The sequence below is a fragment of the Rhodothalassium salexigens DSM 2132 genome, assembly GCF_004341375.1.
Classification (GTDB): Bacteria; Pseudomonadota; Alphaproteobacteria; order Sphingomonadales; family Rhodothalassiaceae; genus Rhodothalassium; species Rhodothalassium salexigens.
Genome location: NZ_SLXO01000003.1, coordinates 302,182 through 328,198, shown reverse-complemented (window position 1 = coordinate 328,198; position 26,017 = coordinate 302,182). Strand labels below are relative to the sequence as shown.

23 protein-coding genes are annotated in these 26,017 nt (G+C 69.5%); 8 read left to right on the top strand and 15 right to left on the bottom strand.

Features of this window, described 5'->3' with window-relative positions; translation table 11 throughout:
• The first annotated feature begins 2 nt into the window (after window positions 1–2).
• The 3 genes from EV659_RS06095 to EV659_RS06085 all read left to right on the top strand — a co-directional run bounded on the left by EV659_RS06095 (window position 3) and on the right by EV659_RS06085 (window position 3,006).
• On the top strand, window positions 3–758 hold the full coding sequence (locus EV659_RS06095; RefSeq protein WP_132707954.1) for an alpha/beta fold hydrolase: 756 nt from the start codon (window positions 3–5) through the stop codon (window positions 756–758).
• Entirely contained in the window at window positions 755–2,404 is a 1,650-nt protein-coding gene (locus EV659_RS06090; protein WP_132707953.1) for a Mur ligase family protein, read from the top strand. Before EV659_RS06095 ends, EV659_RS06090 begins: the two co-directional genes overlap by 4 nt.
• 110 nt (window positions 2,405–2,514) lie before the next feature.
• On the top strand, window positions 2,515–3,006 hold the full coding sequence (locus EV659_RS06085; RefSeq protein WP_132707952.1) for a TspO/MBR family protein: 492 nt from the start codon (window positions 2,515–2,517) through the stop codon (window positions 3,004–3,006).
• 21 nt (window positions 3,007–3,027) lie between these two features.
• On the opposite strand, the gene EV659_RS06080 is transcribed toward EV659_RS06085, so the two are convergent.
• The 9 genes from EV659_RS06080 to rpmH form a co-directional block, all read right to left on the bottom strand.
• The gene (locus EV659_RS06080; protein ID WP_132707951.1) at window positions 3,028–4,617 is read right to left on the bottom strand and encodes an FMN-binding glutamate synthase family protein; all 1,590 of its coding nucleotides are present in this window, start codon (window positions 4,615–4,617) and stop codon (window positions 3,028–3,030) included.
• 41 nt (window positions 4,618–4,658) lie between these two features.
• On the bottom strand, window positions 4,659–5,777 hold the full coding sequence (gene hisC, locus EV659_RS06075; protein WP_132707950.1) for a histidinol-phosphate transaminase: 1,119 nt from the start codon (window positions 5,775–5,777) through the stop codon (window positions 4,659–4,661).
• Window positions 5,774–6,559 (bottom strand): class I SAM-dependent methyltransferase, encoded by a 786-nt coding sequence (locus tag EV659_RS06070; RefSeq protein WP_132707949.1) that lies wholly within the window; start codon window positions 6,557–6,559, stop codon window positions 5,774–5,776. Before EV659_RS06070 ends, hisC begins: the two co-directional genes overlap by 4 nt.
• A 73-nt stretch (window positions 6,560–6,632) precedes the next feature.
• Complete coding sequence (gene argB, locus EV659_RS06065; protein WP_200287875.1) at window positions 6,633–7,553, bottom strand: acetylglutamate kinase; 921 nt, start codon at window positions 7,551–7,553, stop codon at window positions 6,633–6,635.
• Window positions 7,554–7,563: 10 nt separating this feature from the next.
• Entirely contained in the window at window positions 7,564–8,208 is a 645-nt protein-coding gene (gene yihA / locus EV659_RS06060; RefSeq protein ID WP_132707948.1) for a ribosome biogenesis GTP-binding protein YihA/YsxC, read from the bottom strand.
• A 49-nt stretch (window positions 8,209–8,257) separates the two neighbouring features.
• Window positions 8,258–10,075: a membrane protein insertase YidC gene (gene yidC / locus EV659_RS06055; protein WP_132707947.1), complete on the bottom strand. Its 1,818-nt coding sequence runs from the start codon at window positions 10,073–10,075 to the stop codon at window positions 8,258–8,260.
• A gap of 4 nt (window positions 10,076–10,079) precedes the next feature.
• Window positions 10,080–10,379: a membrane protein insertion efficiency factor YidD gene (gene yidD / locus EV659_RS06050; RefSeq protein WP_132707946.1), complete on the bottom strand. Its 300-nt coding sequence runs from the start codon at window positions 10,377–10,379 to the stop codon at window positions 10,080–10,082.
• Complete coding sequence (gene rnpA, locus EV659_RS06045) at window positions 10,376–10,756, bottom strand: ribonuclease P protein component (protein ID WP_132707945.1); 381 nt, start codon at window positions 10,754–10,756, stop codon at window positions 10,376–10,378. Before rnpA ends, yidD begins: the two co-directional genes overlap by 4 nt.
• Window positions 10,757–10,782: 26 nt before the next feature.
• Window positions 10,783–10,917, bottom strand: coding sequence for a 50S ribosomal protein L34 (gene rpmH / locus EV659_RS06040; protein WP_132708054.1), 135 nt, complete (start codon window positions 10,915–10,917; stop codon window positions 10,783–10,785).
• Between the two features lie 236 nt (window positions 10,918–11,153).
• Between rpmH and EV659_RS06035 the strand changes: the two genes are divergently transcribed.
• The 3 genes from EV659_RS06035 to EV659_RS06025 all read left to right on the top strand — a co-directional run bounded on the left by EV659_RS06035 (window position 11,154) and on the right by EV659_RS06025 (window position 14,957).
• Window positions 11,154–11,942 carry a TVP38/TMEM64 family protein gene (locus EV659_RS06035; RefSeq protein ID WP_132707944.1) on the top strand — a complete coding sequence of 263 codons (789 nt, stop codon included), beginning with the start codon at window positions 11,154–11,156 and terminating at the stop codon, window positions 11,940–11,942.
• 69 nt (window positions 11,943–12,011) lie between these two features.
• Window positions 12,012–13,451 carry a dihydrolipoyl dehydrogenase family protein gene (locus EV659_RS06030; RefSeq protein ID WP_132707943.1) on the top strand — a complete coding sequence of 480 codons (1,440 nt, stop codon included), beginning with the start codon at window positions 12,012–12,014 and terminating at the stop codon, window positions 13,449–13,451.
• 39 nt (window positions 13,452–13,490) lie between these two features.
• On the top strand, window positions 13,491–14,957 hold the full coding sequence (locus tag EV659_RS06025) for a sensor histidine kinase (protein ID WP_132707942.1): 1,467 nt from the start codon (window positions 13,491–13,493) through the stop codon (window positions 14,955–14,957).
• Between the two features lie 135 nt (window positions 14,958–15,092).
• Here EV659_RS06025 and nadB read toward each other — a convergent pair whose 3' ends face one another.
• The 3 genes from nadB to EV659_RS06010 form a co-directional block, all read right to left on the bottom strand.
• Complete coding sequence (nadB, locus tag EV659_RS06020; RefSeq protein ID WP_132707941.1) at window positions 15,093–16,718, bottom strand: L-aspartate oxidase; 1,626 nt, start codon at window positions 16,716–16,718, stop codon at window positions 15,093–15,095.
• A 58-nt stretch (window positions 16,719–16,776) separates the two neighbouring features.
• Complete coding sequence (locus EV659_RS06015; RefSeq protein WP_132707940.1) at window positions 16,777–17,751, bottom strand: ABC transporter ATP-binding protein; 975 nt, start codon at window positions 17,749–17,751, stop codon at window positions 16,777–16,779.
• A 139-nt stretch (window positions 17,752–17,890) separates the two neighbouring features.
• On the bottom strand, window positions 17,891–19,696 hold the full coding sequence (locus tag EV659_RS06010) for an aminopeptidase P family protein (RefSeq protein WP_132707939.1): 1,806 nt from the start codon (window positions 19,694–19,696) through the stop codon (window positions 17,891–17,893).
• A gap of 147 nt (window positions 19,697–19,843) precedes the next feature.
• Here EV659_RS06010 and EV659_RS06005 point away from each other — a divergent pair, with 147 nt between their 5' ends.
• A complete protein-coding gene (locus EV659_RS06005; protein WP_132707938.1) occupies window positions 19,844–21,949 on the top strand; it encodes a S9 family peptidase in 2,106 nt (701 codons plus the stop codon).
• 222 nt (window positions 21,950–22,171) lie between these two features.
• On the opposite strand, the gene EV659_RS06000 is transcribed toward EV659_RS06005, so the two are convergent.
• Window positions 22,172–22,888, bottom strand: a complete 717-nt coding sequence (locus EV659_RS06000; RefSeq protein ID WP_132707937.1) for a LuxR family transcriptional regulator — start codon at window positions 22,886–22,888, stop codon at window positions 22,172–22,174.
• 138 nt (window positions 22,889–23,026) lie between these two features.
• Window positions 23,027–23,653 (bottom strand): DNA-3-methyladenine glycosylase family protein, encoded by a 627-nt coding sequence (locus EV659_RS05995; protein ID WP_132707936.1) that lies wholly within the window; start codon window positions 23,651–23,653, stop codon window positions 23,027–23,029.
• Between the two features lie 106 nt (window positions 23,654–23,759).
• Between EV659_RS05995 and EV659_RS05990 the strand changes: the two genes are divergently transcribed.
• Window positions 23,760–24,080, top strand: coding sequence for a 2Fe-2S iron-sulfur cluster-binding protein (locus EV659_RS05990; RefSeq protein ID WP_132707935.1), 321 nt, complete (start codon window positions 23,760–23,762; stop codon window positions 24,078–24,080).
• A gap of 62 nt (window positions 24,081–24,142) precedes the next feature.
• On the opposite strand, the gene EV659_RS05985 is transcribed toward EV659_RS05990, so the two are convergent.
• Complete coding sequence (locus EV659_RS05985; protein WP_132707934.1) at window positions 24,143–25,987, bottom strand: serine hydrolase domain-containing protein; 1,845 nt, start codon at window positions 25,985–25,987, stop codon at window positions 24,143–24,145.
• Window positions 25,988–26,017: the final 30 nt, after the last annotated feature.

Sequence of the window (26,017 nt, the reverse complement as noted above, 5' to 3'; positions counted from 1 at the left end):
CCGTGGCCGACGACCGCGCACCGGCACGCTTTTACGAACGCACCCTGGGCCAGGGCCCGGTGGAGATGGTGTGGCTGCACGGCTGGGGCCTGAGCCATGACAGCCTGGTGGGGCTGGCGCGCGGTTTTGAAACCCGCGCCACCAACCGGCTGCTGGATCTGCCGGGCTTCGGCGCCACGCCCATGCTGGCGCCCGGCGCCGGCAGCGCCGACTATGCCGCCGCGCTCGCCGCCCATCTGGGGCCCAAGACCGGGCCGCGGGTGTTGATCGGCCATTCCTTTGGCGCGCGGGTGGCGGTGCGCCTGGCCGCCGCCGACGCCGCCGCCTGCGACGCCCTGGTGCTGATCGGCGGCGCCGGCATCCGGCCGCCGCGCCCCTGGCCCCGGCGGCTGCGCGCCTGGACGATCGGACGGCTGGTCAAGCTGGGCCGGCTGGCCGGACCGGCGACGCAGGAGCGGCTGCGCCGGCGCTTCGGCAGCGCCGACTATGCCCAGGCCGGGCCGTTGCGCGCCACGCTGGTCGCGGTGGTCAACGAAAACCTCACCGAACCCGCCACCGGCATCGACTGCCCGGTGCTGCTGCTCTATGGCGCCGAGGACACCGAAACCCCGCCCGCGGTCGGCGAGGCCTATGCCGCCGCCCTGCCCCACGGCCGGCTCAAGGTACTGCCGGGCTTCGGCCATCTGGATATTCTCAGCCGCGGCGCCCATCAGTGCGCCCGGCACATCACCCGCATCCTGGACGAGATTTGCCCATGAACGGTTCCCTGCTCGACGGCCTGCTCATCGGTCTGGTCAGTGGCGTGGCGGCGGTTTTCGCGCTGGCCCGGCTGAAGGCCTATCTGATGTTCTTCCAGCAGGAAGAATATGACGCGCCCCGCTTCCGCCACTGGCTGGTGGCGGCCGGCGCGCGCGACCACTGGGCGAGCCTGGCCGCGGTCGGCGCGGTCGCGCTGACCTTGATGGTCGGCCATCAGCCGGCCTTCGACCTGGGCCTGCGCGGCGCCGCCGTGGCCTTGTTGATCGGCGGCCTGGGGCTTGGCGCCCTGGCCAGCCAGCGCCTGCTCGACCGGTCCAAGAAACCCCTGGTGATGACCGAGCGCGCCCGGCGGCTCTATTGGCTGGCGCTGGCGCTGGCGCTGGCCATCTGGGTGCTGGGCCTGGCCGCCGGCGGGCCAATCGACGGCGGCACCGGAGCCTTGGCGACGCTCGCCTTGGCGCAGGTGGCGCCCTATCTGTTGGTGTTTGCCGACCGGGTGCTCAAGCCGTTCGAGACCCGGATCAAGGCGCGCTACCGGGCCGAGGCGGTCGACAAACTGGCCCGGCTCGACCCGCAGGTGATCGCCATCACCGGCAGCTACGGCAAGACCTCGACCAAGCAGATCCTCCAGCACATCCTGTCGGCCGCCGCGCCGACGCTGGCGACGCCCGGCAGCGTCAACACCGAGATGGGCATCACCCGGGTGATCCGCGAGCAGCTGACCCCCGAGCACCAGTATTTCATCGTCGAGATGGGCGCCTATGGCCCCGGCTCGATCGCCCGGCTGTGCCGGCTGACGCCGCCCAAGCTGTCGCTGGTGACCGCCGTGGGCTGGGCGCACTATGAGCGCTTCAAGTCGGTGGACGCGGTGTTCCAGGCCAAGTTCGAGATCGCCGAGGCGGCCGCCGCGCAAGGCGGCGTGACCATCCTCAACCGCGACATGATCCCCGCTCGGCTGCTCGACCCGCGCCTGGCGCAGGGGGCCGAGACCTATATCCAGACCGGCACCGAGGAACAGATGGCCTATCGCCTGACCCGCACGGCGGTGACGGCGGAGGGGCTGACGCTCGACGTGACCGAGGCCGAGACCGGCGCGACCACCACGCTCACCGTGCCGGTCTGGGGCCGTCACCAGGCCGGCAATGTGGTGGTCGCGGTGGCGGCGGCGCGGCGGCTGGGCCTGCCCATGGCGACCATCAAGGCGGCGCTGGCGACCCTGCCCCAGGTGCGCCACCGGCTGGAGGTGTTCAAGCGCGCCGATGGCCCGACCATCGTCGACGACGCCTATAACTCCAACCCGGCCGGGTTCGCCGCCGGGCTCGAAGCGCTGGGCGTGCTCACCGGCCCCGGCGGCCGGCGCATCCTGGTGACCCCGGGCATGGTCGAGATGGGCGCGCGCCACGACGACGCCCACGCCGAATTGGGCCGGCTGGCGGCCGACAGCGTCGACGTGGCCTGTGTGGTCACCCCCCAACGCATCCCGAGCTTCGTCGAACCGCTGGCCGCCGCCCCGGGCGTGGCGTTGCACCGGTTCGAGCGGCAAAGCGACGCGGAAAACTGGGTCAAAACCCACGCACACGCCGGCGACGCGGTGCTGTTCGAGAACAATTTGCCCGACCTTTACGAGGCCCGACCGCGCTTCTAAGGCTCGTTGGGGTTTACGCTGTGGTCCGGCGGGATTAGGCGTATAAGCGGTGACGGCGACGCCGGTGCGCGTCGCCGTCCGGGTCGAGTACCGGAGGACCAACAGCGCCCATGGCGATCAAGCAAGAAAACCGCGGCTACCTATCCTGGGCCATCATCGTCGGCCTGACCATGATCGCGGGCTTTTCGCCCACGCTCTTCGGCATCACCGAGGCGGGCGACTGGTACAACAGCCTGCCCAAGCCCCCCGGCACGCCCAAGCCATTGATCTTTCCCATCGCCTGGACGCTGATCTTTCTGTTGATCGGCTGGGGCGCGTGGTTCGTCCACCGCACCGTCACCCGGTCGATCCGCCACCGGCGCGAGGCCCTGGAACTCTACGGCGCCCATCTGGTGGTCAACGCCGCCTGGCCGATCGTCTTTTTCGGCCTTCAGATGGTCGGTATCGCGCTTCTGGTGCTGATCGCGCTGATCGCCATCGTCGGCGTGCTGATCTCGCGTTTCTGGTACATCCGACCGATCGCCGGCATGTTGTTGCTGCCCTACATGGCGTGGTTGTGCTTCGCCTTCTACCTCAATATGGGCATCTGGCTGTCGCTCTGAACGGCGCGCCGCCCGCGCGGCTCACAGCGCCGGGCGGAAGCTATGGGCCTGCGCCCGCGCCCAAGCCCGGCGGTAGCGTTCGTGCCCGCTGCCGGCCAACAACTCGCCCGCGTCAAGCCAGTCGAACCGCTCGGCCGACGACACCACCCGGCTGTCGCCGCGCCGGCGGAACACCATGTCGCGACGGATCTGGCCCGGATGGTCGAGCCCCGCCGCGCCGGTCACGTCCATCAACTCGGCGATCGTGTTGCGGTGGAAGTGGTAGACCCGGTCGGCCTTGTCGGCCACATCGAGCGCCCGGGCGCGCCAGGGATCGGTGGTCGCCACGCCCACCGGGCAGCGATTGGTGTGGCAGGTCAGCGACTGGATACAGCCGACCGAGACCATGAACGCCCGCGCCGCATTGCACCAATCGGCGCCGAGGCTGATCAGGCGCAGAATGTCGAACCCGGTGACCACCTTGCCCGACGCACCGAGCCGGATGCGGTCGCGCAGGCCCGCACCCACCAGAATATTGTGCGCGAACGCCAAGCCCTCGGCCAGCGGCACCCCCACATGGTCGGAGAATTCGAGCGGCGCGGCCCCGGTGCCGCCCTCGGCGCCGTCGACGACGATAAAGTCGGGGTAGAGCCCGGTTGCGCGCATCGCCTTGGCCATGGCGGCGAATTCCCAGTCATGACCCAGGCACAGCTTGAAGCCCACCGGCTTGCCGCCGGCGAGCGCGCGGACCCGGGCCATGAACACCATCATCTCCACCGGCGTCGAGAATTCCGGATGGCTCGGCGGCGACAGCACGTCCCGGCCCACCGGCACGCCGCGCGCCTCGGCGATGTCGGCCGACACCTTCTCGCCCGGCAACACGCCGCCATGGCCCGGTTTGGCGCCCTGGCTCAGCTTGATCTCGATCATCTTGACGCAGTCGTCGGCGGCGGTGTCGCGGAAGGTGTCGTCGCAGAACCGGCCGTCCGAGCGACGGGCGCCGAAATAGCCGGTGCCCAACTGCCAGACCAGGTCGCCGCCGCACCGGTGATAGCGCGAGATCGAGCCCTCGCCGGTGTCGTGGAAGAAACCGCCGCGCGCCGCCCCCTGGTTGAGCGCCATGATGGCGTTGGGCGACAGGGCGCCGAAGCTCATGGCCGAGATGTTGAGCAACGAGGCGGCATAGGGCCGGTCGCACTGGTCGCCGCCAACGGCCACCCGCGGCGCGGTCCCGGCCCGCGGCTTGGCGGCCAAGGAGTGGGTCATGAACGCATAGCCGGCGGCGTAAACGTCGTATTTGGTGCCAAAGGGCGCCCGGTCCTCGATATCCTTGGCGCGCTGATAGACCAGCGTGCGCTGGTCGCGGTTGAACGGCGTTTCCGCCTTGTCGGAGGCGAACAGATACTGGCGCAGTTCCGGGCGGAACGCCTCGATCACATAGCGCAGGCGGGCGATCACCGGATAGTTGCGCAGCACCGAATGGCGCCGCTGGATCGCCACGTCATAGAGCCCGAGCGACGCCAGGGCGACCAAGGGCGCCGCCGCCAGCCACCACCACGGGCTGACCGCCAAGGCCAGCCCAACCGTCAGGCCGGCCAGCACCACGCAAGCCGCGAAGATCGAATACCGCATGGGCGCCCTCCCCGGCCCTCAGGCATGGCCGGCCGCCGGGCTCAGCCCTCGGCGGCCCGGGTCCAGCCCTCCATGAACATGGCCAGCAATTCGGCCAGCGCGTGCATCTGCTGCTCGGTGCCGACGGTGATGCGCAGATAGGCGTCGAGCCCCTGGTCGGGTAACCACCGCACCAGCACGCCATTGTCGGCCAGGAAGTCGAGCGCATCCTTGGCGGTGCGACCGGCGACGCGCGGGAACCGGGCGAGCACGAAATTGGTCTGGCTCGGCACCACCTCGATCCCCGCCGCCATCAAGGCCGCGGTCAGCCAGTCGCGCCAGCGGGTGTTGTGGTCGCGCGCGCGGGCCAGGTGATCCCGATCCGACAGCGCCGCGACGCCGGCGGCCTGGGCAGTGGTGTTGACGTTGAACGGCGGGCGCAGGCGGTTCAGCCAGTCGGCGATCGCCGGCGGCGCATAGGCCCAGCCGAGCCGCAGCCCGGCAAGCCCATAGAGCTTGGAGAAGGTCCGGGTCATGACCACATTGTCGGCCGCGTCCACCAGCGCCGCCCCGGCCTCATACGCCGGGTCGGTGACCGCTTCGGCATAGGCGCCGTCGAGCACCAGGATCACACCCCCCGGCAAGCCCCGGTGCAGGCGCACCACCTCGTCCCAGGGCAGCATGGCGCCGGTGGGATTGTTGGGGTTGTCCAGATAGACCAGCCGCGTGCGCTCGGTGACCGCCGCCAAGATCCCGTCCACATCGGCGACCAGGGTCGCCGCATTGGCCACCGGCACCGCGCGCGCGCCGAGCCCGCGCGCGATCACCGGATACATGGCGAAACCGTACTGGCTGTGGACGATCTCGTCGCCCGGCTTGGCGAAGATATGGGCCAGCAGCGACAAGACCTCGTCGGAGCCCGCACCGCAGACGATCCGGTCGGCGTCAAGGCCGTGCGCCTCGGCGATCGCCGCGCGCAGGTGAGCAGCACCGGGGTCGGGATAGTGCCACAGGTCTTCCGCCGCCGCCTCGACCGCAGCGACCGCCTTGGGGCTCGGGCCCAGCGCGGCCTCGTTGGCCGACAGCTTCTCCACCGGGCCGCCGCCGGCGCGCTTGGCCCGGCCGGGCTTGTAGGGGGCCAGATCGGCGATCCAGGGGTTGGGGGTCGGGCCTGTGCTCACCGCGGGGTCCTTTCGGTCTGGGCCGGCGTGCGTCGCTGCACCGCCCCGGCCGGCACCGGGCTCGGTTGCACTATCTCGATGGGCCTTGCCCGTTTGGGCCGACCCAGGTCAAAGCGTTTTTCCGCCTCTGCGACCAGAATGCCCCCCCACTGCGGGATCATCCTCTGGCCCAGTCCTTCCGCCCACCAGGCGGTCTTCCAGACCTGGGCGTGGCGCACCGGCGGCACGAACACCGTGGTCATGACCCGGCTGACCGGCAGCAGATGGTCGCCGAGCAGCCGGTTCAACTGGGTGGTGGAAAAGGGCTGGCCGTGGCCGAACGGCGTCGACTCGGCGCTCGACCAGGCACCGCGCCGCTTGGGCACCACCACCGCCAGCCGACCGCCGGGATTGAGGATGCGCCAGACCTCGCGCAGCAGCGCGTCGCGGTCCTCCGACACTTCGAGCGCGTGCACCAGCACCACATAGTCATAGGCGCCGTCGGGCAAGGGCAGCGCGCGTTCGTCCACCAAGGCCACCGCATTGGGGCCGGGGTCGGGCCACAGACAGGCGCCCTGGGGCGCCGGCATGAACGCGACCCGGCTGGCGGCGCGGTCGGACAATTGGCTCAATACCGGCGGCGCGAACCCCAGACCGGCCACATGGCGCCCGTCGAGCCGCGGCCAGATCGCCGCCAGCCGCTGGGCGATCAGCGTCGCCGCCATGCGCCCCATGGGCGTGGCGTAGAAGGCAGTCAGGTCTGTGATGTCCTGGCGCATGACCCCTCGGGACGGTGACAGCATCGCGCTTCGCTATGTCCCTACACCCGTTGAGCCATCGAACGAAATCCCCCGGTCTGACGCGGGCGCCCGGCGGTCACCGGATCAGCGTGCCGGCGCCGGCCTCGGTGAAGATCTCCAGCAGCAGCGCGTGCAGCGCCCGGCCGTCCAGGATCACCGCCGCGCCAACGCCCTCGCGGGTCGCCTTGAGGCAGGTCTCCACCTTGGGCACCATGCCGCCGGAGATGGTGCCGTCGGCGATCATCTCGGCGGCGTGGCCCGCGTCGAGCTCGGGCAACAACTCGCCGGCCCCGTTGAGCACGCCTTTGACGTCGGTCAACAGCAGCAGCCGGTCGGCGTCGAGCGCCGCGGCGACCGCGCCGGCCATGGTGTCGGCGTTGATGTTGAAAGTCTCACCGTCGGCGCCGAGGCCGATGGGGGCAATCACCGGGATCAGGTCCGACTGCATGAAATGGCGCAGGAAGCTGGCGTCCACATGGGTCGGCTCGCCCACATAGCCAAGGTCGAGCACCCGCTCGATCTGGCTGTCCGGATCCCTCTTGGTGCGCCGCAGCTTGCGCGCGGTGACGAACGCGCCGTCCTTGCCCGACAGGCCCACCGCCTTGCCGCCGGCGGCCGAAATGCCGGCGACCACCGACTTGTTGATCGCCCCGGACAGCACCATCTCGACCACGTCGACGATCTCGGCCGAGGTAACCCGCAGGCCGTCGACGAACTCGCTCTGGATCTTGAGCCGTTGCAGCATGGCGCCGATCTGCGGGCCGCCGCCGTGCACCACCACCACATTGATGCCGACCCGGCGCAGCAACACCACGTCTTCGGCGAAGTGGCGCGCGGCCCGGGCGTCACCCATGGCGTGGCCGCCATACTTGACCACGAAGGTGGAGCCGGCATAGCGGCGCATGAACGGCAAGGCTTCGGCGAGCACGCCGGATTTCCATTTGGCGAGCCGCAGGGTCGCTTCGGGATGGGCCATATGGGGCAAATCCGATTCCATGGGGCGCACGTTAAGCAGGCTTCAACGCGGCCGCAACCGCATCGCGCACCGCCTCCAGGCCCCAGCGCTTTTCCGACGAGGTGGCCAGCACCACCGGGTGGCAGGCGGCGAAGGCCCGGGTCCGCGCCGTCGTCTGCTCGGCCACCGCTTCGCGCTCGCCCGGCTTGATCTTGTCGGTCTTGGTCAGCACGATCTGGTAATTGACCGCCGACTGGTCGAGCAATTTCATGATCTCTTCGTCATTGGGCTTGAGCCCGTGGCGGGCGTCGATCAACAGAAACACCCGCATCAGGGTCGGCCGGCCGCGCAGATAATCGCGGATCAGCACGTTCCACGCCGCGACCTTGGTCTTCGATTCCTTGGCATAGCCATAGCCGGGCAGGTCGACCATATAGCCGTGGCCGTCCAGGTCGAAGAAGTTGATCTCCTGGGTGCGGCCGGGCGTGTTCGACGTGCGCGCCAGATTGCGCGTGCCGGTCAGGGCGTTGATCAGGCTCGACTTGCCCACATTGGAGCGCCCGGCCATGGCCACTTCGGTCATCTCGGCGTCGGGCAGGCCGGCGAGGTCGACCACGCCCTTGACGAACCGGGCCGGGCGGCGAAACACCACCGCCCCGGACCCGCTCTTGACTGTCTCCGGCTCAGGCGCCGTCATCGGTCCCACTCCCACTCACTGTCGCAGACGCCCGGAACCGGGCCGCGTATCAAGCGCCGCGCGCCCGCAGCGCTTCCTGGTGAGTCCGGCGCATGATCACCCACTGTTGCAGACCCGACAGGATGGTGTTCCAGGTCCAGTAGATCAGCAGTCCGGCGGGGAAGTTGTTGAGCACGAATACCATGAAGATCGGCAGCGCCAGGAAGATCTTCTTCTGCATGGCGTCCATGGTCGCCGTCTGCGGGTTCAGCGCCGTGATCAGGTACATGGAAATACCCATCAGGATCGGCCACACGCCCACATTGATCAATTGCAGGATCGCCGGCACGTCCCACGGCACATAGCCGAACAGGGTCATGATCCGCGCCGGGTCGGGCGCCGACAGGTCGTTGACCCAGAACAGCCCCGGCTGGTGGCGCATCTCGATGGTTACGAACAGCACCTTGTAGAGCGAGAAGAACACCGGGATCTGGACCAGGATCGGCAAACAGCCGGCCGCCGGATTGATCTTCTCTTTCTGGTAGATCGCCATCATCTCCTGGTTGAGGCGTTGGCGGTCGTCCTTGTAGCGCTCCTGCAGTTCCTTGAGCTTGGGCGCCACCTCGCGCATCCGGGCCATGGACTTGTAGGACTTGCTGGCCAGCGGGTAGAGCAGCGCCTTGATCAGCACGGTCAACAGCAGAATGGCAACGCCGAAATTGCCGACCAGGGCGTGAATATGGTGCAGCGCCCAGAACACCGGCCGGGTCAGGAAGTAGAACCAGCCCCAGTCGACCGCCTGATCGAAGCCGTCGATGCCATAGGCCTCTTGGTAGCGTTGCAGGATGTCCACTTCCTTGGCGCCGGCGAACACCCGCGTGGTCACATGCACGTCGCCGCCGGGTGCGACGGTCTGCGCCGGGCCGGCGAAATCGGTCTGATAACGCGGCACGCCCCCGGCGGCACTGTAGACGAAGCGCGCGCTGACGGCCATGTCCTGGTCGGGGACCAGCCCGACCAGCCAGTATTTGTCGGTAATGCCGAGCCAGCCGCCGGTGCTTTGCAGGTTGATCGGCCCTTCCTTGGCCATCTTGTCGTAGCCGATTTCTTCGAGCGTGCCGTCGAGCACGCCGACTGCGCCTTCGTGCAGGATGAAGAAGCCGCGCGTATCGGGCTTGGAACGGCGATTGGCCAGCGCATAAGGCGCCAGCGTCACCGGCTCGCCGGTGGTGTTGCGCACCCGCTGGGTGACCGTGAACAGGAAGTCCTCGTCCACCTCGATGCGGCGCTCGAACACCAGCCCCTGGCCATTGTCCCAGGTCAGCGTAATCGGGTTGTCGGGCGTCAGACGCGTGCCGTCGGCCTGCCAACGGGTGCCCTCGTCGGGCACCGCCTGGCCGCTGCCCGACGCGATCCAGCCGGTGTTGGCGTAATAGCCCCGCGGCGTGCCGCGCGGTTGCAACAACCGCACATTGGGCGCGCCCTCGTCCACCGACACCTGATAGTCCTTGAGCGTCAGGTCGTCGATGCGACCGCCGGTGAGCGCGATGCTGCCGGCCAGGCTCGGGGTGTCGATGACGATCCGGTCGCTGCCCTCAAGCGCTTTGGCGAGGCTGACCGAGTCGGCGGCGGCGGCGACGCCGGCATCGGGCGCCGTGTCACCGGGCTGGGGCACGGCGCCGGCCGCGGCTTGCGGGCGCATGTCCTCGGTCGTCCCATCGGCCATGTCGGGCGCCGACGCGGGCGCAGGAGCGGATTGGGCCGGGGCTTGGGCGGTGGTCTCTTGGCGCGCCGCCTCTCGCTGCGGGCCCCAGAAGAACGCGTCGAAGGTCAGAAACAGGACCAGCGACAGCAGGATAAACAGCAGAAAATTCTTGGAGTCGTCCATGACGCTACTCAGCCGATCGGGGGTGAGGGCGGGCGGCGACCGGTTCGGCCCCGGTTCCGACATCGGTTCCGGCGTCGGAGGCCGGGTCGGGCACCGGATCGTAGCCATAGCCGCCCCAGGGATGGCACCGAAACACGCGCCTTAATGCCAGCCACCCGCCTTTAAGTCCACCGTGACGGCGCACGGCGTCCATCGCATAGGCCGAACAGGTCGGCTGGTACCGGCAGGTGGCGGGTAGAAACGGCGAAATGAGCCGGCGATAGCCGGTTACGAGCAGGCACAAGAGACGGGCCAGCGGGCTCATCGGCGGGGGTGGCTTCCATGCCGCGGCCGGCGCTCGGGCGCGCGCCCGGCCAGTTGCTCGACGGCCGCCCGCAGGTCGCGCACCAAGCGACCATAGTCGCAGGCGGCGGTGTCCTTGCGTCCGATCAGGACGTAATCCGTACCTGCCTCGCCGCGCTCGGACAGCACCGCCCTGGCGGCCTCGCGCAGGCGGCGCTTAACACGATTGCGCACTACGGCGCCCCCGAGCTTCTTGGTCGCGGTCACGCCGACACGCACGGGCGCCGCGCCCAGGCGGTTGGGCACGGCCTGCACGACCACGGTGGGTCGTGCGGCCTTCTGCCCCTGACGGGCGGCACGCAGAAAATCGCGCCGCTCGGTGATCGGGTTCAGCGGCATCGCGGGCGATAGCCGCGGTCCGCGCCTTAGGCGGACAGCTTCTTGCGGCCCTTGCGACGGCGGGCGTTAAGAATCTTTTGACCGGCCTGGGTCGCCTTGCGCGCCCGGAAGCCGTGACGGCGCTTCCGGACCAGCCGGCTCGGTTGGTATGTACGTTTCACGGCAATGCTCCGAATCGTCAGGGCCAGGGGCACGCCGGCGCTCCTGGCGGAAAGTCGAGCGGCACCCTATACGCGCGGGCGGCGCCCCCGTCAAGCGCGCTCCGGCCGGCTCACGGGTACCGCGGGCCGGCCGGCGGCGCCCCGCCCGCCCCCGGTGCACGCCCCGCGCGTACGCCCGCAGCGATCCGTCCGGCTGGCCGATACGAAACAGGAGCAGATCAACAAGGTTAATGCCCATGACCGACGACCCACGTTCCGCCGACGCCGACGCCGACGCCGCCGTCCAAAGCCCGCTCTGGCGCCGGCTTCTGCCGCTCGCCCTGGTGGCGGCCGGGTTGGCGGCGGTGTTTGTGACCGGCCTGGACGCCTACATCCGGCTCGACACGCTCAAGACCTATCGCGCCGACCTGGCCGACGTGGCGCACGACCGCTTCTGGCTGGCGTTTCCCACCCTGGTGGTACTGTACGCGGCGCTGGTGGCGGTCAGCTTCCCCGGCGCCAGTCTGATGACCATCTTCGCCGGCTTCATGTTCGGCACCGGGCTTGGCGGCCTCGGTGCGTTGATCGGCGCCACCCTGGGCGCCACGGCGATCTTCCTGGCCGCGCGCACCTCGCTGGGCGAACCGCTGCGCCAGCGCGCCGGCCCGTGGCTCGACCGCTTCCAGCGCGGTTTCGCCGAGGGCGAACTGAGCTATCTGTTCGTCCTGCGGCTGGTGCCGGCGTTTCCGTTCTGGCTGGTCAATATCGCGCCGGCGTTTCTCGGCGTGCGCCCGCGCAACTATCTGATTTCCACCGCCCTGGGCATCGCGCCCGGCACCTTCGTCTATGCCAGCGTCGGCGCCGGCGCCGGCGCGGTGATCGACCGCGGCGAGGATCTGAAGCTTGGCGGCCTGTTCGCCGACCCGGCGATCTGGGGGCCCATGGCCGCCCTGGTCGCCTTGGCGCTGCTGCCGGTGGCGTGGAAGCGCTGGCGCGGCAGCCCGGCGCCAGCCCCGGCCCCGGTTGGCACCGCCGACGGCGATTGAACGCGTCGGCGCGGGCGGCGGCCACCCCGGTCGCACCGCCTTCCCCCCCAAACCACGGAGTTTCGGCCCATGGCCCAGACGATCAAGGCAGACCTGTGCATCATCGGCGGCGGCTCGGGCGGGCTCTATGTGGCCGCCGGCGCGGCGCAACTGGGCGCGCGCACCGTGCTGATCGAGCGCGACGCCATGGGCGGCGATTGCCTGAACCACGGGTGCATACCGTCCAAAGCGTTGTTGGCGGCGGCCAAATCGGCCACCGCCGGCGCCGCCTTCGCCGATGCCGGCGCACCCGACACCGCCCCCCGGCCGGCCCCGCTGCCATTCGCCCGCGCCCACGCCCATGTCCACGAGGTGATCGCCAGCATCGCGCCGCACGATTCGGTCGAGCGGTTCGAGGGCCTGGGCTGCACGGTGATCCAGGCCCATGCCCGCTTCGCCGACCCGCGCACGGTGGTCGCCGGCGACACCCGGGTGCGCGCCCGGCGCTTCGTCGTCGCCACCGGCTCGCGCCCGGCGGTGCCGGCGATCCCCGGGCTCGACGACGGGCCCTATCTGACCAACGAGACCCTGTTCGACCTGACCGCCTGCCCCGAGCATCTGATCGTGCTCGGCGGCGGGCCCATCGGCGTGGAGATGGCCCAGGCACACCGCCGCCTGGGCGCCCGCGTCACCGTGCTGGAGGCCGATCGCGCGCTCAACCGCGAGGACCCGGAGTTGGCCCAACCGGTGGTCGATCGGCTGCGCGCCGAGGGCGTGGCGATCCACGAACGGGTCCGGGTCGACCGGGTCGACCACGACCGCGCCGGCGGCGTGCGTGTCGTGCTGACCGACGCCGACGGCCGGTCACGGACCATCGACGGCAGCCATTTGCTGGTCGCCACCGGCCGGCGCCCGACGCTCGACGGGCTCGACCTGGAGGCCGCCGGCATCGACCACGGCGCCGAGGGCATCCGCGTCGACGCCCGGCTGCGCACCAGCAACCGCCGGGTGTTCGCCATCGGCGACTGCACCGGCGGCCGCCAGTTCACCCACATGGCCGGCTACGAGGGCGGTATCGTGATCCGCAACGCGCTGTTCCGCCTGCCCGCCAAGGCCACCGACCGCAGCCACCCACGGGTCACCTATACCGAGCCCGAATTGGCCCAGGCCGGCCTGACCGAAGCCGAGGCGCGCCGCCTTCACGGCGACCGCATCCGGGTGTTCCGCGCCGCCATGGCCGACAATGACCGCGCGCGCGCCGAGCGCCAGGGCGAGGGCCTGGCCAAGCTGGTGCTGGACCCCCACGGCCGGATCGCCGGCGTCGGCATCGCCGGCGCGCATGCGGGCGAGCTTCTGCAACCCTGGCTGGTCGCCCTGTCGGCAAGGCTCGGGCCCAAGGCGCTGACCGGCATGATCGCGCCCTATCCGACGCTTGGCGAAATCAACAAACGTCTTGCGGGATTGGTCTATGCCGATAGGCTCTTTTCGGCGAAGACGCGGGCGCTGGTCCGCCTTTTGCAGAAATTCTAGCGGCTTTTCAGCTGCTTGGCGCGAAGGATCGAGCGGCTTGTGAGCGACCTTCCGGCGGCAAGGCAAGGGCGCAAGGCCCGGACAGAACCGACGGCGAGCGTTGCAAGCCGGCTCAGCCTGCGCTTGTTGGCGCTGATCGTGTCGACCATTCTGGTCATCGATGTGTTGGTCTATCTGCCGTCGGTGGCCAAGTTCCGGCGCGATTTCCTGTCGCAACGCATGGCCGCCGCCCAGATCGCCGCGCTGTCGCTGACCGAAATGCCGGGCCATGCGGTATCCGAGGCGCTCAAGGAGACGCTGTTGGGCACCGCCGGCGTCGACGGCGTGGTGCTCGATCTGGGCGAGCGCCGCGCGTTGATCCTGCGCGACGCCGACGCCGACGCGCCCATCGACGCCCGCTACAGCATCCAGACAGCAACGCCCGTACAACTGATCGTCCACGCGCTCGAAACCTTGCTGCGTGGCGGGCAGGGCCGGATCGAGGTTCAGGGCGCGCCGCTCGACATCGACGGCATGTCGCTGTCGGTGGTCATGGACGAGACCGAACTGCATGCCGCCATGTTGGTCTACACGCGCAACATTGCGATGATTTCGCTGCTGATCGCCGGGCTGACCGGATTGGTGGTCTATTGGGTCCTGTTTCGCAGCATCGTGCGGCCGATCCGGGGCATCATGGCGGCCATGGTGGCGTTTCGAAACCGCCCTGACGACCCGACGACGAGTCTCGCGCCATCGGACCGCCGCGACGAGATCGGCATGGCCGAGCGTGAACTGGCGCGCATGCAAGCGGATCTGCGCCAGGCGCTCGGCCAACGCCGACGCCTGGCCATGCTCGGTCAGGCGGTCGGTAAGGTGAATCACGATCTGCGCAACATCCTGGCCACCGCCCAGCTCTCGTCCGAACGCTTGCAGCAGGTGGACGATCCGGGCGCCCAGAAGGCGTCGACGCGCATGGTCCGGGCCATCGACCGGGCGATCGGTTTGTGCGAGCGCACGCTCGCCTATGGCCGCGCGGACGAGCCTCTGCCCAGCAAGGCCGACACGCCCGTGCACGCGGTCGCCGCCGAGGTGATCGCCGCCACCGAGCCCAGCCCCGGCGTAACCTGGGACAATCAGATCCCCGAAGACCTGACGGCCTATGCCGACCCCGACCATCTCTACCGCATGCTGTTGAACCTGACGCGCAACGCCGCCCAGGCGCTGACCGCCAAGGCCGAGGCGCGACAAGCGGCGGGCCATGCGCCCAAACCGGGCCGGGTCACCCTGACCGGTCACCGCGACGGCGAGGGCGGCGTGGTCGTCCGCATCACCGACAATGGCCCTGGCCTGCCGCGCGAGGCGCGCGAAAACCTGTTCGTGCCGTTCGCCGGCACCCAGGCCAAGGGCGGCAGCGGCTTGGGCCTGACCATCGTGCACGAATTGATGCTGATCCATGGCGGGCAGGTGACGCTCGAACGCTCCGACGCCCAGGGCACCACGTTCCGCCTGCGCTTCCCGCCCGGCTGAGTGGCGGCGCCCGCAGCGGTCATGGCAAGCCGCCGCCAACCACAGACGACCCAACGCCCACGCACCGGCCCCGCCGGACATGACAACGGGCGAACAGCATCCGCGTTGGAAAACGCCGGGGCGGATCGGGCGCGGTCAGGCGGTGCCGGCGGCGCGCAGCGGTGCGGCGGTGGGCGACAGGATGGTGTCGCGGGTGTCGCCGGCGCGTTCGGGGAAATCGGCGATGTAGTGCAGGCCGCGGGACTCGCGCCGCGCCAGCGCCGACCGGACGATCAGATCGGCCACGGTCACCAGGTTCCGCAGTTCCAGCAGGTCCGCGGTAATGCGGAAATTGCCGTAATACTCGTCGATCTCGTCGGCGAGCATATCGATGCGCCGCTTGGCCCGTTCCAGCCGCCGCTGGGTGCGCACGATGCCCACATAGTTCCACATCGCCCGGCGCAGTTCCGACCAGTTGTGGGTCACCACCACCTCTTCGTCGGAATTGGTCACCCGGCTTTCGTCCCACGGCCGGATCGCCGCGGGCGCCGGCATGCGGTCGAGCCCGGCGGCGATATGCTCGGCCGCCGCGGTGCCGAACACCAGGCATTCCAGCAGCGAATTGGAGGCCATGCGGTTGGCGCCGTGCAGGCCGGTATGGGCGCATTCGCCAACCGCATAGAGCCCGGTCAGGTCGGTGCGGGCGTGGAAGTCGGTGACCACGCCGCCGCAGGTATAGTGGGCCGCCGGCACCACCGGGATCGGCCGCTCGGTGATGTCGATGCCGAAGCGGCGCAGCCGGCGGTAGATGTTCGGAAAATGACCGACGATGAAATCGGGGTCTTTGTGCGAGATGTCGAGCAGCACATGGTCGAGACCTAGGCGCTTCATCTCATGGTCGATGGCGCGGGCGACCACGTCGCGCGGCGCCAGTTCGGCGCGCGGGTCGATGCGCGGCATGAACCGCTCGCCCGACGGCAGGGTCAGGATCGCGCCCTCGCCGCGCAGCGCCTCGGTGATCAGGAAATTCTTCGCCTCGGGGTGGTAGAGGCAGGTGGGGTGGAACTGGTTGAACTCCATGTTGCCGACCCGACAGCCGGCGCGCCAGCCGAGCGCGATGCCGTCGCCGGTGGCCCCGTCGGGGTTGGAGCTGTACATGTAGACCCGGCTCGCGCCGCCGGTGGCCAGCACCACCGCCTTGGCCCGGACCGCGCGCACCCGGCCGGTGGTCCGGTCGAGCACATAGGCGCCGTGGCAGCGGTCGGGCCCGGCGGCAGCGCCTTCCAGGTGCCGGTTGGTGACCAGATCGACCGCCACATGGCGTTCGACCGCGTCGATATTGGGCGCCTCGGCGGCGCGTTCCTGAAGCGTCTTCTGCACCGCCTTGCCGGTGGCGTCGGCCACATGGATGATCCGGCGGTGCGAATGGCCGCCCTCGCGGGTCAGGTGATAGCCATAGCCGTCCTCGCGCTCCGACGCGGTGAACGGCACGCCGCGCGAGATCAGCCCCTCGATGGCGCGCCGGCCGCGTTCGACCACGAACCGCACCGTGTCCTCGTGGCACAGCCCGGCACCGGCCACGAGCGTGTCGTGGATATGGCTGTCGATGCTGTCGGTTTCTTCCAGCACCGCGGCGATACCGCCCTGCGCCCAATTGGTCGACCCGTCGGACAGCCGGCCCTTGGAGATCACGGTGACACGCACATGCGCCGGCAGCGTGAGCGCCACGGTCAGCCCCGCGGCCCCCGATCCGATCACCAGCACATCCGTCTCGTCGCCCATGCCACCCTCCTTGAATTGCCCGGCGCGACCATCGGCGCCCGGCGCGCCCGGCCGCCCCTTACGCGTCGGCCGGCGTTGGCACCGCCCCGGCCGCCGGCTCGGCGCGCGTCAATTGCAGGAACACATCCTCCAGGTCGGTCTCGTCGGTGGAGATATCCTGCACGGTCAGCCCCGCCGCCGCCAGTGCCGCGAGCACCCGGCCGGTTTCGCCCTGGCCGCCGCCGAGCCGCACAGCCAGGCGGTGCGGCCCCTCAAGCGACGCCGACCAAGCCTTGACCGGATCGGGCACCGTGTCCAGCGTCTCGGCCACATCGATGGTCAGGGTCTTCTCGTCGATGCGCGCCAGCAAGTCCTGGGTCGGCTCGCAGCACAGCACCCGGCCGTGGTTGATGATCGCGATGGTGTCGCACAATTCCTCGGCCTCTTCGAGATAGTGGGTGGTCAGCACGATGGTGGTGCCGCGCGCGTGCAATTCGCGCACATAGTCCCAAAGCTGTTGGCGCAACTCGATGTCGACGCCGGCGGTGGGCTCGTCGAGCACCAGCACCGGCGGATTGTGCACCATCGCCTTGGCCACCAATAGCCGGCGCTTCATGCCCCCCGACAGGGTGCGCGAATAGGCGTCGCGCTTGTCCCACAGGCGCACCGCCTTGAGCAGTTCTTCGGTCCGCCGGTCGGCCTTGGGCACGCCGTAGAGGCCGGCCTGCACCTCCATCATCTCGGCCGGGGTGAAGAAGGCGTCGAAGACCAGTTCCTGGGGCACGATGCCGATGCTGGCGCGGGCGTTGCGCGGGTTGCGATCGATGTCGAAGCCCCAGATGCGGACCCCGCCCGAGGTCTTGTTCACCAAGCCGGCCAGGATGTTGATGGTCGTCGACTTGCCCGCCCCATTGGGGCCCAGAAGCCCGAAGATCGAGCCGCGCGGGATCGTCAGGTCGATACCGTCGAGCGCCACCTTGGCCTCGCCCCCCTTGGGCGGGGCGTAGCGCTTGACCAGGTTGCGGATCTCGATGGCGGCGTCTTGCTGGGCCATGGGGTGTGCTCCTGCTGGCGGACGAACGGGCGATTGGGGACCGAACCGGTCATGTAGGAACCGCGCCGGGCCGCCACAAGCGGCGGCACCGGCCCGGCCCCCTCCGCCCGGAACGAGACCGGGCGAGACCGGGCGACGGTCAGTCGAGCGGCGCGGTCTGTTCGGCCAGCCAGGCGGCGGTATCGGCGGGCAGATGGGGCGAGAGCGCGGCGCGCACCCGGGCGTGATAGGCGTCGACCCAGGCGCGTTCATCGGCCGTCAGGGCCGCGGCGTCGATCAGCCGGCGGTCATAGGGGGCAAGCGTCAGGGTCTCGAAGCCCAGCAGGTCGATCTCGCCGGGGCCGTCCGCCACCTCGGTAACCAGTTCGAGGTTTTCGAGCCGGATGCCATAGGCGCCTTCGCGGTAATAGCCGGGCTCGTTGGAGACGATCATGCCGGGTTCGAGCGCCACGCCATTGGCCTGCTTGGCGATCCGCTGCGGCCCCTCATGGACGTTGAGATAGCTGCCGACGCCGTGGCCGGTGCCGTGGTCGTAGTCGAGCCCCGCCTGCCACAGCGGCCGGCGCGCGATGGCGTCCAGTTGGTGGCCGGTGGTGCCACGCGGAAAGCGCGTGGTAGCGAGCGCGATATAGCCCTTGAGCACCAGGGTATAGTGGCCGCGCTGGGTGGCGTCGGGCGCGCTGACGGCGATGGTGCGGGTGATGTCGGTGGTGCCGTCGTCATACTGGCCGCCCGAGTCGACCAGATACAATTCGCCCGGCTGCAATGGCCGGTTGGTCTCGGCGGTGACCCGATAGTGGCACATGGCGCCATTGGGCCCGGCGCCCGAGATGGTGTCGAAGCTGAGCCCGCGCAGGCCCTCGCCCTCGGCGCGCAAGGCGGCCAGCCGATCGGCCACCGACACTTCATCGAGGCCGCCTGCGGGCGCGGTCTCGGTCAACCAGTGCAGGAACCGGGTCATGGCGACGCCGTCGCGCAAATGAGCGGCGCGCGCGCCGTCGCGCTCGACCGGGTTCTTGATCGCCTTGAGGGCCTGCACGGGTTCGCTCGCGCGCACCACCTGCGCGCCGGCGGTGTCGAGTGCCGCGACCACCGCCTGCGGGCTGCTCGCCGGGTCGACCAACACCCGCCGGCCGTTGAGCGCCGCCAGGGCCGGGTAGAAATCGTCATAGGCGGAGAGGCTGACCTGATCGCCCAGATGGCCGCGCACCGCATCGTCGAGCTTGGCGTCGTCGATGAACAGCCGCGCCCGGCCGTCCGCATCGATCAGCGCATAGGCCAGGGTGACCGGATTGTGGACCACGTCGCCGCCGCGGATGTTGAACGCCCAGGCGACCGAGTCGAGCATGGTCAGCACCAGGGTGTCGGCGCCCCGGGCGGCCAGCACGGCACCGATATCGCCACGCTTGTCGGCGGGCGAACGACCGGCGAAGCGCTCGGGGTGGACGGTCACCGGCTGTTGCGGCCGCGCCGGCCGGTCGGTCCAGACCGCGTCGACCGGGTTGTCGGCCTCGGCGCGCAGCGTGCCGCCCTTGGCCGCCACCGCGTCGGCCCACGGCTCCACCTGCGCCGGCGTGTGCAGGCGCGGGTCGTAGCCGAGCGCCACGCCCGCGCCGCTTGCCAGGGCGAACCACTCGGTCGGCGACTGGTCGGCCAGGAACACACGCTCGAACAGGTCGCCCGAAACCTGATCCATCACCTGGATGGTGTAGCGCCCGTCGACGAAGATCGCCGCCCGGTCGGCCAACACCACCACGCTGCCGGCCGAGCCCTCGAAACCGGTCAGCCAGCGCAGCCGCTGCGCACAGTCGGGGATGTATTCGCTCATATGCTCGTCGGTGAGCGGGACCAGAAAGCCGTCCAGACCGCGGGCGGCGAGTTCGGCGCGCAGGGCGGCGAGGCGGGCGTCGTGGGCGGCCGGGGCAAGGGCGGGCGCGGCGGTCATCGCGGCAATCTCCTGAATGGGCGCGGACCGGGGCTTGAGGCCCGCGCGTGGATCGGTGTTTCGGTCATAGCGCGCCGTCGGCGGCTTGTGAAAGGGGCGCACAGGGTATAGGCGAGAGACCAAATCGCAATTGCATCGAGGGACGCCATGGCCCAGACCACCCGCCTGCCAGCCCCTGCAGACCCGCAACCGCCCCAGGCCGCGCGCCGACCGCACCGCACCACGCACCACGGCCAGACGCTCGAAGACGACTATGCCTGGCTCAAGGACCCGGCCTATCCCGAGGTCACCGACCCCGACGTGCTGGCCTATCTCGAAGCCGAAAACCGCTATTTCGAGGCCGTCATGGCGCCCCATGCGCCGCTGGTCGAGACGCTCTATGAAGAGATGAAGGGGCGCCTTAAGGAAGACGACGCGGCGGTGCCGTGGCGCGACGGCGCCTGGATGTACCAATGGCGCTTCGAGGTCGGCGCGCAATACTTGCGCTGGTACCGCTGGCCGGCCGACGGCGATGCCGGCGACGCACAGTGCATTCTCGACGAAGTGGCGCTGTCCGAGGGCAACGCCTTCTTCCGCCTCGGCGCGCTGGCGGTCAGCCCGGACGGCCGCCGGGCCGCCTATGCCTGCGACTTCAACGGCGACGAACGCTTCACCGTGCAGGTGCGCGACCTGGACACCGACACCCTGCACGACCTGACCATCGAAGGCACCGTGGGCCGACTGGTCTGGGACGCGGCGGGCGACGGCTTCTTCTATGTGGAAGTGACCGAGAACTGGCGGCCCTACCGGGTGCGCTACCACCGGCTGGGCGACGATCCGGCCGCCGACCGAACGGTCTATGAGGAGAAAGACGGCGCTTTCTTCGTCGGCATCGACCGCACGCGAAGCCGGCGCTTCCTGGTCATCACCGCTGGCGACCATGTGACGCAGGAAGCGCGGGTGCTTCGGCTCGACGCGCCCGACGGCGAGCCGGTGCTGGTGGCGCCACGCCGGCGCGGCCATGAATATTATGTGGACCATGGCGAAGGGCGTTTCTTCATCCGCACCAACGACCGCGACGCCGATTTCCGCATCGTCGCGGCGCCCGAAGACCACCCGCAGGAAGTCCACTGGCGGGAACTGGTGCCCGCCGAGCCGGGGCTCTACATCACCGGCCATGCGGTGTTCAAACGCTTCCTGGTGCTGGAGGAACGGGTCGACGGCTTGGACCAGATCCGGATTCGCTTCCACGGCGAGGATGGCGAAAGCCACCGCATCGCCTTCGACGAGGAAGCCTATGCCGCCGAACTGGGGCGCAACGCCGAGTATGACGTGGACACGATTCGTTTCGTCTACGAATCGATGGTCACACCCGACAGCATCGTCGACTATTCGGTCGACACCCGCACCCGACAGGTGCGCAAGGTGCGCGCGATTCCGTCGGGCTACGACCCCGCGCTGTACGAAACCCGGCGCCTGCACGCCCGCGCGCGCGACGGGGCGATGGTCCCGGTCTCGCTGGTCTATCGCAAGGATCGCTACAATGCCGACGCGCCGCGCCTGCATCTGACCGGCTATGGCGCCTATGGGCTCGGGACGCCGCCGTTTTTCTCGCCGGCGCGGCTGTCGCTGCTCGACCGGGGCTTCGCCGTCGCCATCGCCCATATCCGCGGCGGCGACGAATTGGGCCGCGCCTGGTATTTGGCCGGCAAGCTCAACCGTCGCACCAACACCTTCAACGATTTCGAGGACGCCGCCCGGGCGCTGATCAAGGCCGGTTGGGCACGCGATGGCCGGATCTCAATCTCGGGCGGGTCGGCCGGCGGCACCTTGATCGGCGCGGCGGTCAATCAGGCGCCGGACCTGTGGCGCGCGGCGGTGCTGCATGTGCCGTTCGTCGATGTGCTCAACACCATGCTCGACGCCGAGTTGCCGTTGACGCCCATCGAATGGCCCGAATGGGGCAACCCGATCGACGACGCCCGGGCGTTCGCGACGATTCGCGCCTACAGCCCCTACGACCAGATCCGCGCCCAGGCGTATCCGCCGATGCTGGTCACCGCCGGGATCAGCGACCCGCGGGTCACCTATTGGGAGCCCGCTAAGTGGACCGCCAAGCTGCGCGCCCTCAAGGCGGACGACAATGCGGTACTGTTGAAGACCAATATGGACGCCGGCCATGGCGGCAAATCCGGCCGCTACGAACGCCTGCGCGAGTCAGCGGAAGAATATGCCTTCATCCTGACGGCTTTCGCCCCTGAGGCATCGGGCTGATCCGCCCCGCCCGGCTCGCCACAAAAAAAGGGGGTGGACGTCCAGGACGCCCACCCCAGCAAGGAGAGAAATCGGAGGTCACCCATACCCCCGACGCCATGCCGATCAGCGGTTCCCGAGAAAAGGGGGCCGATCAACATTTCCGACCTGACGATAGAACCGCATAACGCCGGTTCATGTCAGCTACGGACCTGCGTAGTATCGTGAAAACCGTCTGACTTGCTAGGGCTGGATGATGCCGGTCATGATCCCCATCAAAGCGGCCGGCGTCCGGGAATTGACGCCCAGCTTGTTGTATATACGGCGCATATAATAATCGACCGTATTGGGGGAAATGCCCATGATCTCGCTGATATCGGTGTTGCTCTTGCCCCGGGCGCACCAGTGCAGCACGTCCTGCTCGCGCACGGTCAGGGTGGTGCTGGCGACCGGGTCGGGTTCGGTCAACCGCTCATAGGTCAGATGCAGTTGATGGGCCAGAATGCCCAAGCGATTGAGATCCCATTCGCGTTCCACACCCGGCTGCGCGGCACCGAATGAGACGGAGTAGAGCCGGCCGCCGGGCCCGAACAGGGCGATGGTCGCCCCGGCGGACAAGCCCACATTGGCCGCCTCGTCGAGAATCGGCGGCACCGGGCGTTCGGCGCCGATGCGCGCCTCGGCCTCGCCCCAGGTGAAGGGCTGGGCGGTTCGAAAGGCATAAAGCCGGACCGGATCGCTGGCGTCATAGCCGGCATCGAAGTACCGCTCCGCCCACATTTCGGGGAAGTTGCCAAGCCGATAATCGGCCTCGTTCATGTCCGGATTCGACGGATCGAACGACCGGGCGTAGGCAAACCAATCGACGCCCTCACGCGCCAAGGCCGAGACAAACACCCGCTGCAATGTGGCGGTATCGCCGGCCTGCGCCATCGCCGAAATATAATCACCAAGATCCATAACCGCAGCCAAACGCCTATACTCCGTCCTGCTCCTACTGTGTTGGCAAGAGTGGCCAGGAAGATATCACAAGACAACGGGGTTTCTGTCAATTTTATCACACCCCGCGGTTTCTGGACGAACACGAACAATCGCTTGTTAAAACGGATTCGCCGTATAAACATGCCAGGACAACAAGGCGAGAGCACTTCGGTGCGGGGCAAACGGCGCCGCCTGGATGGCCGATTGTCGCGGCGTCGGACGCGGCCCCGGCCCGGTCAGCATGCGATTGAGCGCGGTGCGCGCGGCCAAGTCGCCCGCCGGCCACAAATCGGGGCGGCCAAGCGCAAAAATCAAATAGAGTTCGGCCGTCCAGGCGCCGATACCCGGCACCTGGCGCAGCGTCGCACTGGCCGTGACGTCGTCGGCCGCCGCTATCCGCGCCAGATCGAGCGTGCGGTCCCTCACCGCCGCCGCCAGTGCGCGTAAATACCGCACCTTGGCGCGCGACAGACCGGCCGCGCGGAGCGCGGCGTCATCGGCGGCGGCGAGCGCTTCAGGGGTCACCGCACCCAGCCGGGTCTCCAGCCGGGCCCAGATGCCGGCCGCTGCCGCCACGCTGACCTGCTGGCCGACGACAAGACGCGCCAGGCTGGTGAAGCCCGGGGCCAGACGGCGCACCGGCGGCGGCCCGGTTTGCCGCATCACCTCCGCAAGCACCGGCGCCCGGGCGGCGAGCACCCGGCAGGCGTGCTCGATCCCGGCCGCATCCAGGGCGAATGTCATGACCCAGCCTCCGTTCCGATCCGCAGCCATCTTGCCAAGCGCGACAACGCTTCGCTACACGAACGAAGACTAACCCACTCTGAATTCACCAATGAGGTGCCCCCGCATGCCGACGATCCATGTCACCGACCGCGACGGAAGCCAGTCCTCGTTCGAAGCGCGCCCGGGCCTGACCCTGATGGAAGCCCTGCGCGGCGCAGGCTATGACAGCATCGAGGCGATCTGCGGCGGCAATTGTTCCTGCGCCACCTGCCATGTGCTGATCGATCCCGACTGGGCCGACACGCTGCCGCCGCGCGCCAACGACGAGGACGATCTGGTCGCCGACACCGACGCCTATGACGAAACCCGGTCTCGGCTATCCTGCCAGATCGCGGTTACCGACGCGCTTGACGGCCTGCGCCTCACCGTGGCGCCCGAGGACTGAGCGCGGCGACGCCGCCGGCCCAGAGCAAAGCCACCCCGCCGCGCCCCCCCCAGGCGACCCGGTCACGGCGACAGGTCGGCGGCGTAGCCCCAGCCCAGGCTGGTCAGGACCAGCACCAGCGCCGAGACCGACAGTACCGTCAAATGACCCAGCACCAGCGGCGCCGCCGCCCCTTTCGGCAAGGCGGCGCTCTGCACCAGCTTCGACGCCAGCAGCGGCACCGCCAGCAACAGAGTGATGCCGACGGTAAAGAACAACCGCCACACCACGATCAGCCAGCCCGCGCCCCACTCAAGCCAGACCGTGGGCCACAATTGCAGGTCGAGGCCGACGCCCAGCAGATAAAAGAAGAACCCGGTCATGCCGATGCGCGCGAACCGCAGCCACGCGGCGTCGAAGGGCTGCAACAGATAGACCAACATGGTCGCCATCAGCGCGGTGGCGATCAGCACCGGCAGGGTCATGAACAGCGGGTCGCTGACCAGCGGCGTCTTGACGTAAAGCGTATCGCCCCAAGCCAGAAAGCCCGCCGCCGCGCCGGTCCCGAGCACCGCGCGCCGGCCGTCGCCCGCCTCATAGACGCCGGCGCCGCTGGCCGGCAACCGCCGCGCGCCAAGCCGCAGCAGCGGCGGCCTGTCACCAGCCCCGACCGCCGCCGGCTCGGGCGCCAGCATCAGGCTGCGCATCGGCCGTTCGAGCATGGCGAAGCGCAGATAGGGTGAACCGTGGGCCGGGGCATAGCGCCCGGCGGCCGCGCGCAGCGCGTCGAGGGTGAGCGGCGTACCGGCGGCCGGCGGCCAATCGCGGCTCGGCGGCACGAAGCCCTGGGCAAGGGCGCTGGAAAAAGCGGCCGCGAAGCGCGCGGCGGCCAGATCCTCCGCCTGCCCGGCGGCGGGGCCGGTGGCGGCGACGCTGACCGTGGCGATGCCTTCGGCCGGCATCAGGTCCAGTTGCGCCTTGGCGCCGACCTCGTTCGAGGCCAGCGACAAGGCCCGCCGGCCCATCAGATCCTGCTCCATCAGCCCGGCGGTCCAGCCGGGCGCCGCCGGGTTGAGCGCCGCTTGACGGTCGACCAGCAAGGACCGGCTCCGTCGACCTGGAAAGTCGCGCCGGGTCAGGGCGGCGGCGAAGCGGGCCAGGTCGTCCAAGCTGGCAGTCATGCCGAACACCGGGGCCAGAAACTGCCGGGTCTGCAAGGGCACGCAATCGCCGGGAGCGATCAGGCAATCCGCCAATGGCGGCGCCCGCTGCAGGTCGAGCCCGGTGTCGGTCAGGCCCAGGGGGTCGAGCACCCGGGCGCGCAACACCTCGCCATAGGGCGCCCCCGTCGCCGCCTCGATCGCCTTGGCGAGCACCGCCAGGCCGATGGGGTCGAAGTCGGGCGCGATGCCCGGCGAGCGCCAGCGCGCCACGTGGCGCGCGGCCTCGGCGTCGGTCATGGCGACGGCCGCCGGGTCGCGGGTCAACAGCGAGGGATGGGGACGCGCAAAGCCTCCCGTGTGGGTCAGAAGATGGCCCAGCTTGACCGGGCGATAGGTGCGGTCCGACAGGCGGAACGGCTCGGGCAGATAGGCGTTGACCGGCTGGTCGAGCACCAGCGTGCCATCCTCCACCAGGTGGAGCGCCGTGACCACCAGATAGAGCGACGACACCCGCCCCAACCGATAGCGCACCGCCGGCCCTGCCTCGGGTCCGCCGATTTCGCCCTGAGCCGTGATCTGGCCGCCATTGGCCACCGCCAGACCCGCCATCGGCACGCCTCGGTCGCGCGCGGTAGCCAGGGCCGCGTCGACGCGCGGCTGCACGTCGACGCTGCGCAGAAACACCCCCTGGGCCGCGGCGCGCTCGCCGCCGCCCAGAGCCAGGCCCGCCACCAGGGCGGCCATCATCGCCAACCGGATCATCATGGGCCGGCAGCCTAATCGCCGCCGCGCCGC

Bases quoted from the DNA above. Each gene is read 5' to 3' on its own strand.
- yidC (WP_132707947.1), bottom strand. From the start codon at position 10,075: ATGGACGACTCCAAGAATTTTCTGCTGTTTATCCTGCTGTCGCTGGTC.
- EV659_RS05995 (WP_132707936.1), bottom strand. From the start codon at position 23,653: ATGACATTCGCCCTGGATGCGGCCGGGATCGAGCACGCCTGCCGGGTG.
- EV659_RS06010 (WP_132707939.1), bottom strand. From the start codon at position 19,696: ATGACCGCCGCGCCCGCCCTTGCCCCGGCCGCCCACGACGCCCGCCTC.
- rnpA (WP_132707945.1), bottom strand. From the start codon at position 10,756: ATGCCGCTGAACCCGATCACCGAGCGGCGCGATTTTCTGCGTGCCGCC.
- EV659_RS06030 (WP_132707943.1), top strand. From the start codon at position 12,012: ATGGCCCAGACGATCAAGGCAGACCTGTGCATCATCGGCGGCGGCTCG.
- EV659_RS06015 (WP_132707940.1), bottom strand. From the start codon at position 17,751: ATGGCCCAGCAAGACGCCGCCATCGAGATCCGCAACCTGGTCAAGCGC.
- nadB (WP_132707941.1), bottom strand. From the start codon at position 16,718: ATGGGCGACGAGACGGATGTGCTGGTGATCGGATCGGGGGCCGCGGGG.
- EV659_RS06090 (WP_132707953.1), top strand. From the start codon at position 755: ATGAACGGTTCCCTGCTCGACGGCCTGCTCATCGGTCTGGTCAGTGGC.
- yidD (WP_132707946.1), bottom strand. From the start codon at position 10,379: ATGAGCCCGCTGGCCCGTCTCTTGTGCCTGCTCGTAACCGGCTATCGC.
- EV659_RS06005 (WP_132707938.1), top strand. From the start codon at position 19,844: ATGGCCCAGACCACCCGCCTGCCAGCCCCTGCAGACCCGCAACCGCCC.
- yihA (WP_132707948.1), bottom strand. From the start codon at position 8,208: ATGACGGCGCCTGAGCCGGAGACAGTCAAGAGCGGGTCCGGGGCGGTG.
- EV659_RS06080 (WP_132707951.1), bottom strand. From the start codon at position 4,617: ATGCGGTATTCGATCTTCGCGGCTTGCGTGGTGCTGGCCGGCCTGACG.
- EV659_RS06035 (WP_132707944.1), top strand. From the start codon at position 11,154: ATGACCGACGACCCACGTTCCGCCGACGCCGACGCCGACGCCGCCGTC.
- EV659_RS06000 (WP_132707937.1), bottom strand. From the start codon at position 22,888: ATGGATCTTGGTGATTATATTTCGGCGATGGCGCAGGCCGGCGATACC.
- argB (WP_200287875.1), bottom strand. From the start codon at position 7,553: ATGGAATCGGATTTGCCCCATATGGCCCATCCCGAAGCGACCCTGCGG.
- EV659_RS05985 (WP_132707934.1), bottom strand. From the start codon at position 25,987: ATGATGATCCGGTTGGCGATGATGGCCGCCCTGGTGGCGGGCCTGGCT.
- EV659_RS05990 (WP_132707935.1), top strand. From the start codon at position 23,760: ATGCCGACGATCCATGTCACCGACCGCGACGGAAGCCAGTCCTCGTTC.
- EV659_RS06085 (WP_132707952.1), top strand. From the start codon at position 2,515: ATGGCGATCAAGCAAGAAAACCGCGGCTACCTATCCTGGGCCATCATC.
- EV659_RS06070 (WP_132707949.1), bottom strand. From the start codon at position 6,559: ATGCTGTCACCGTCCCGAGGGGTCATGCGCCAGGACATCACAGACCTG.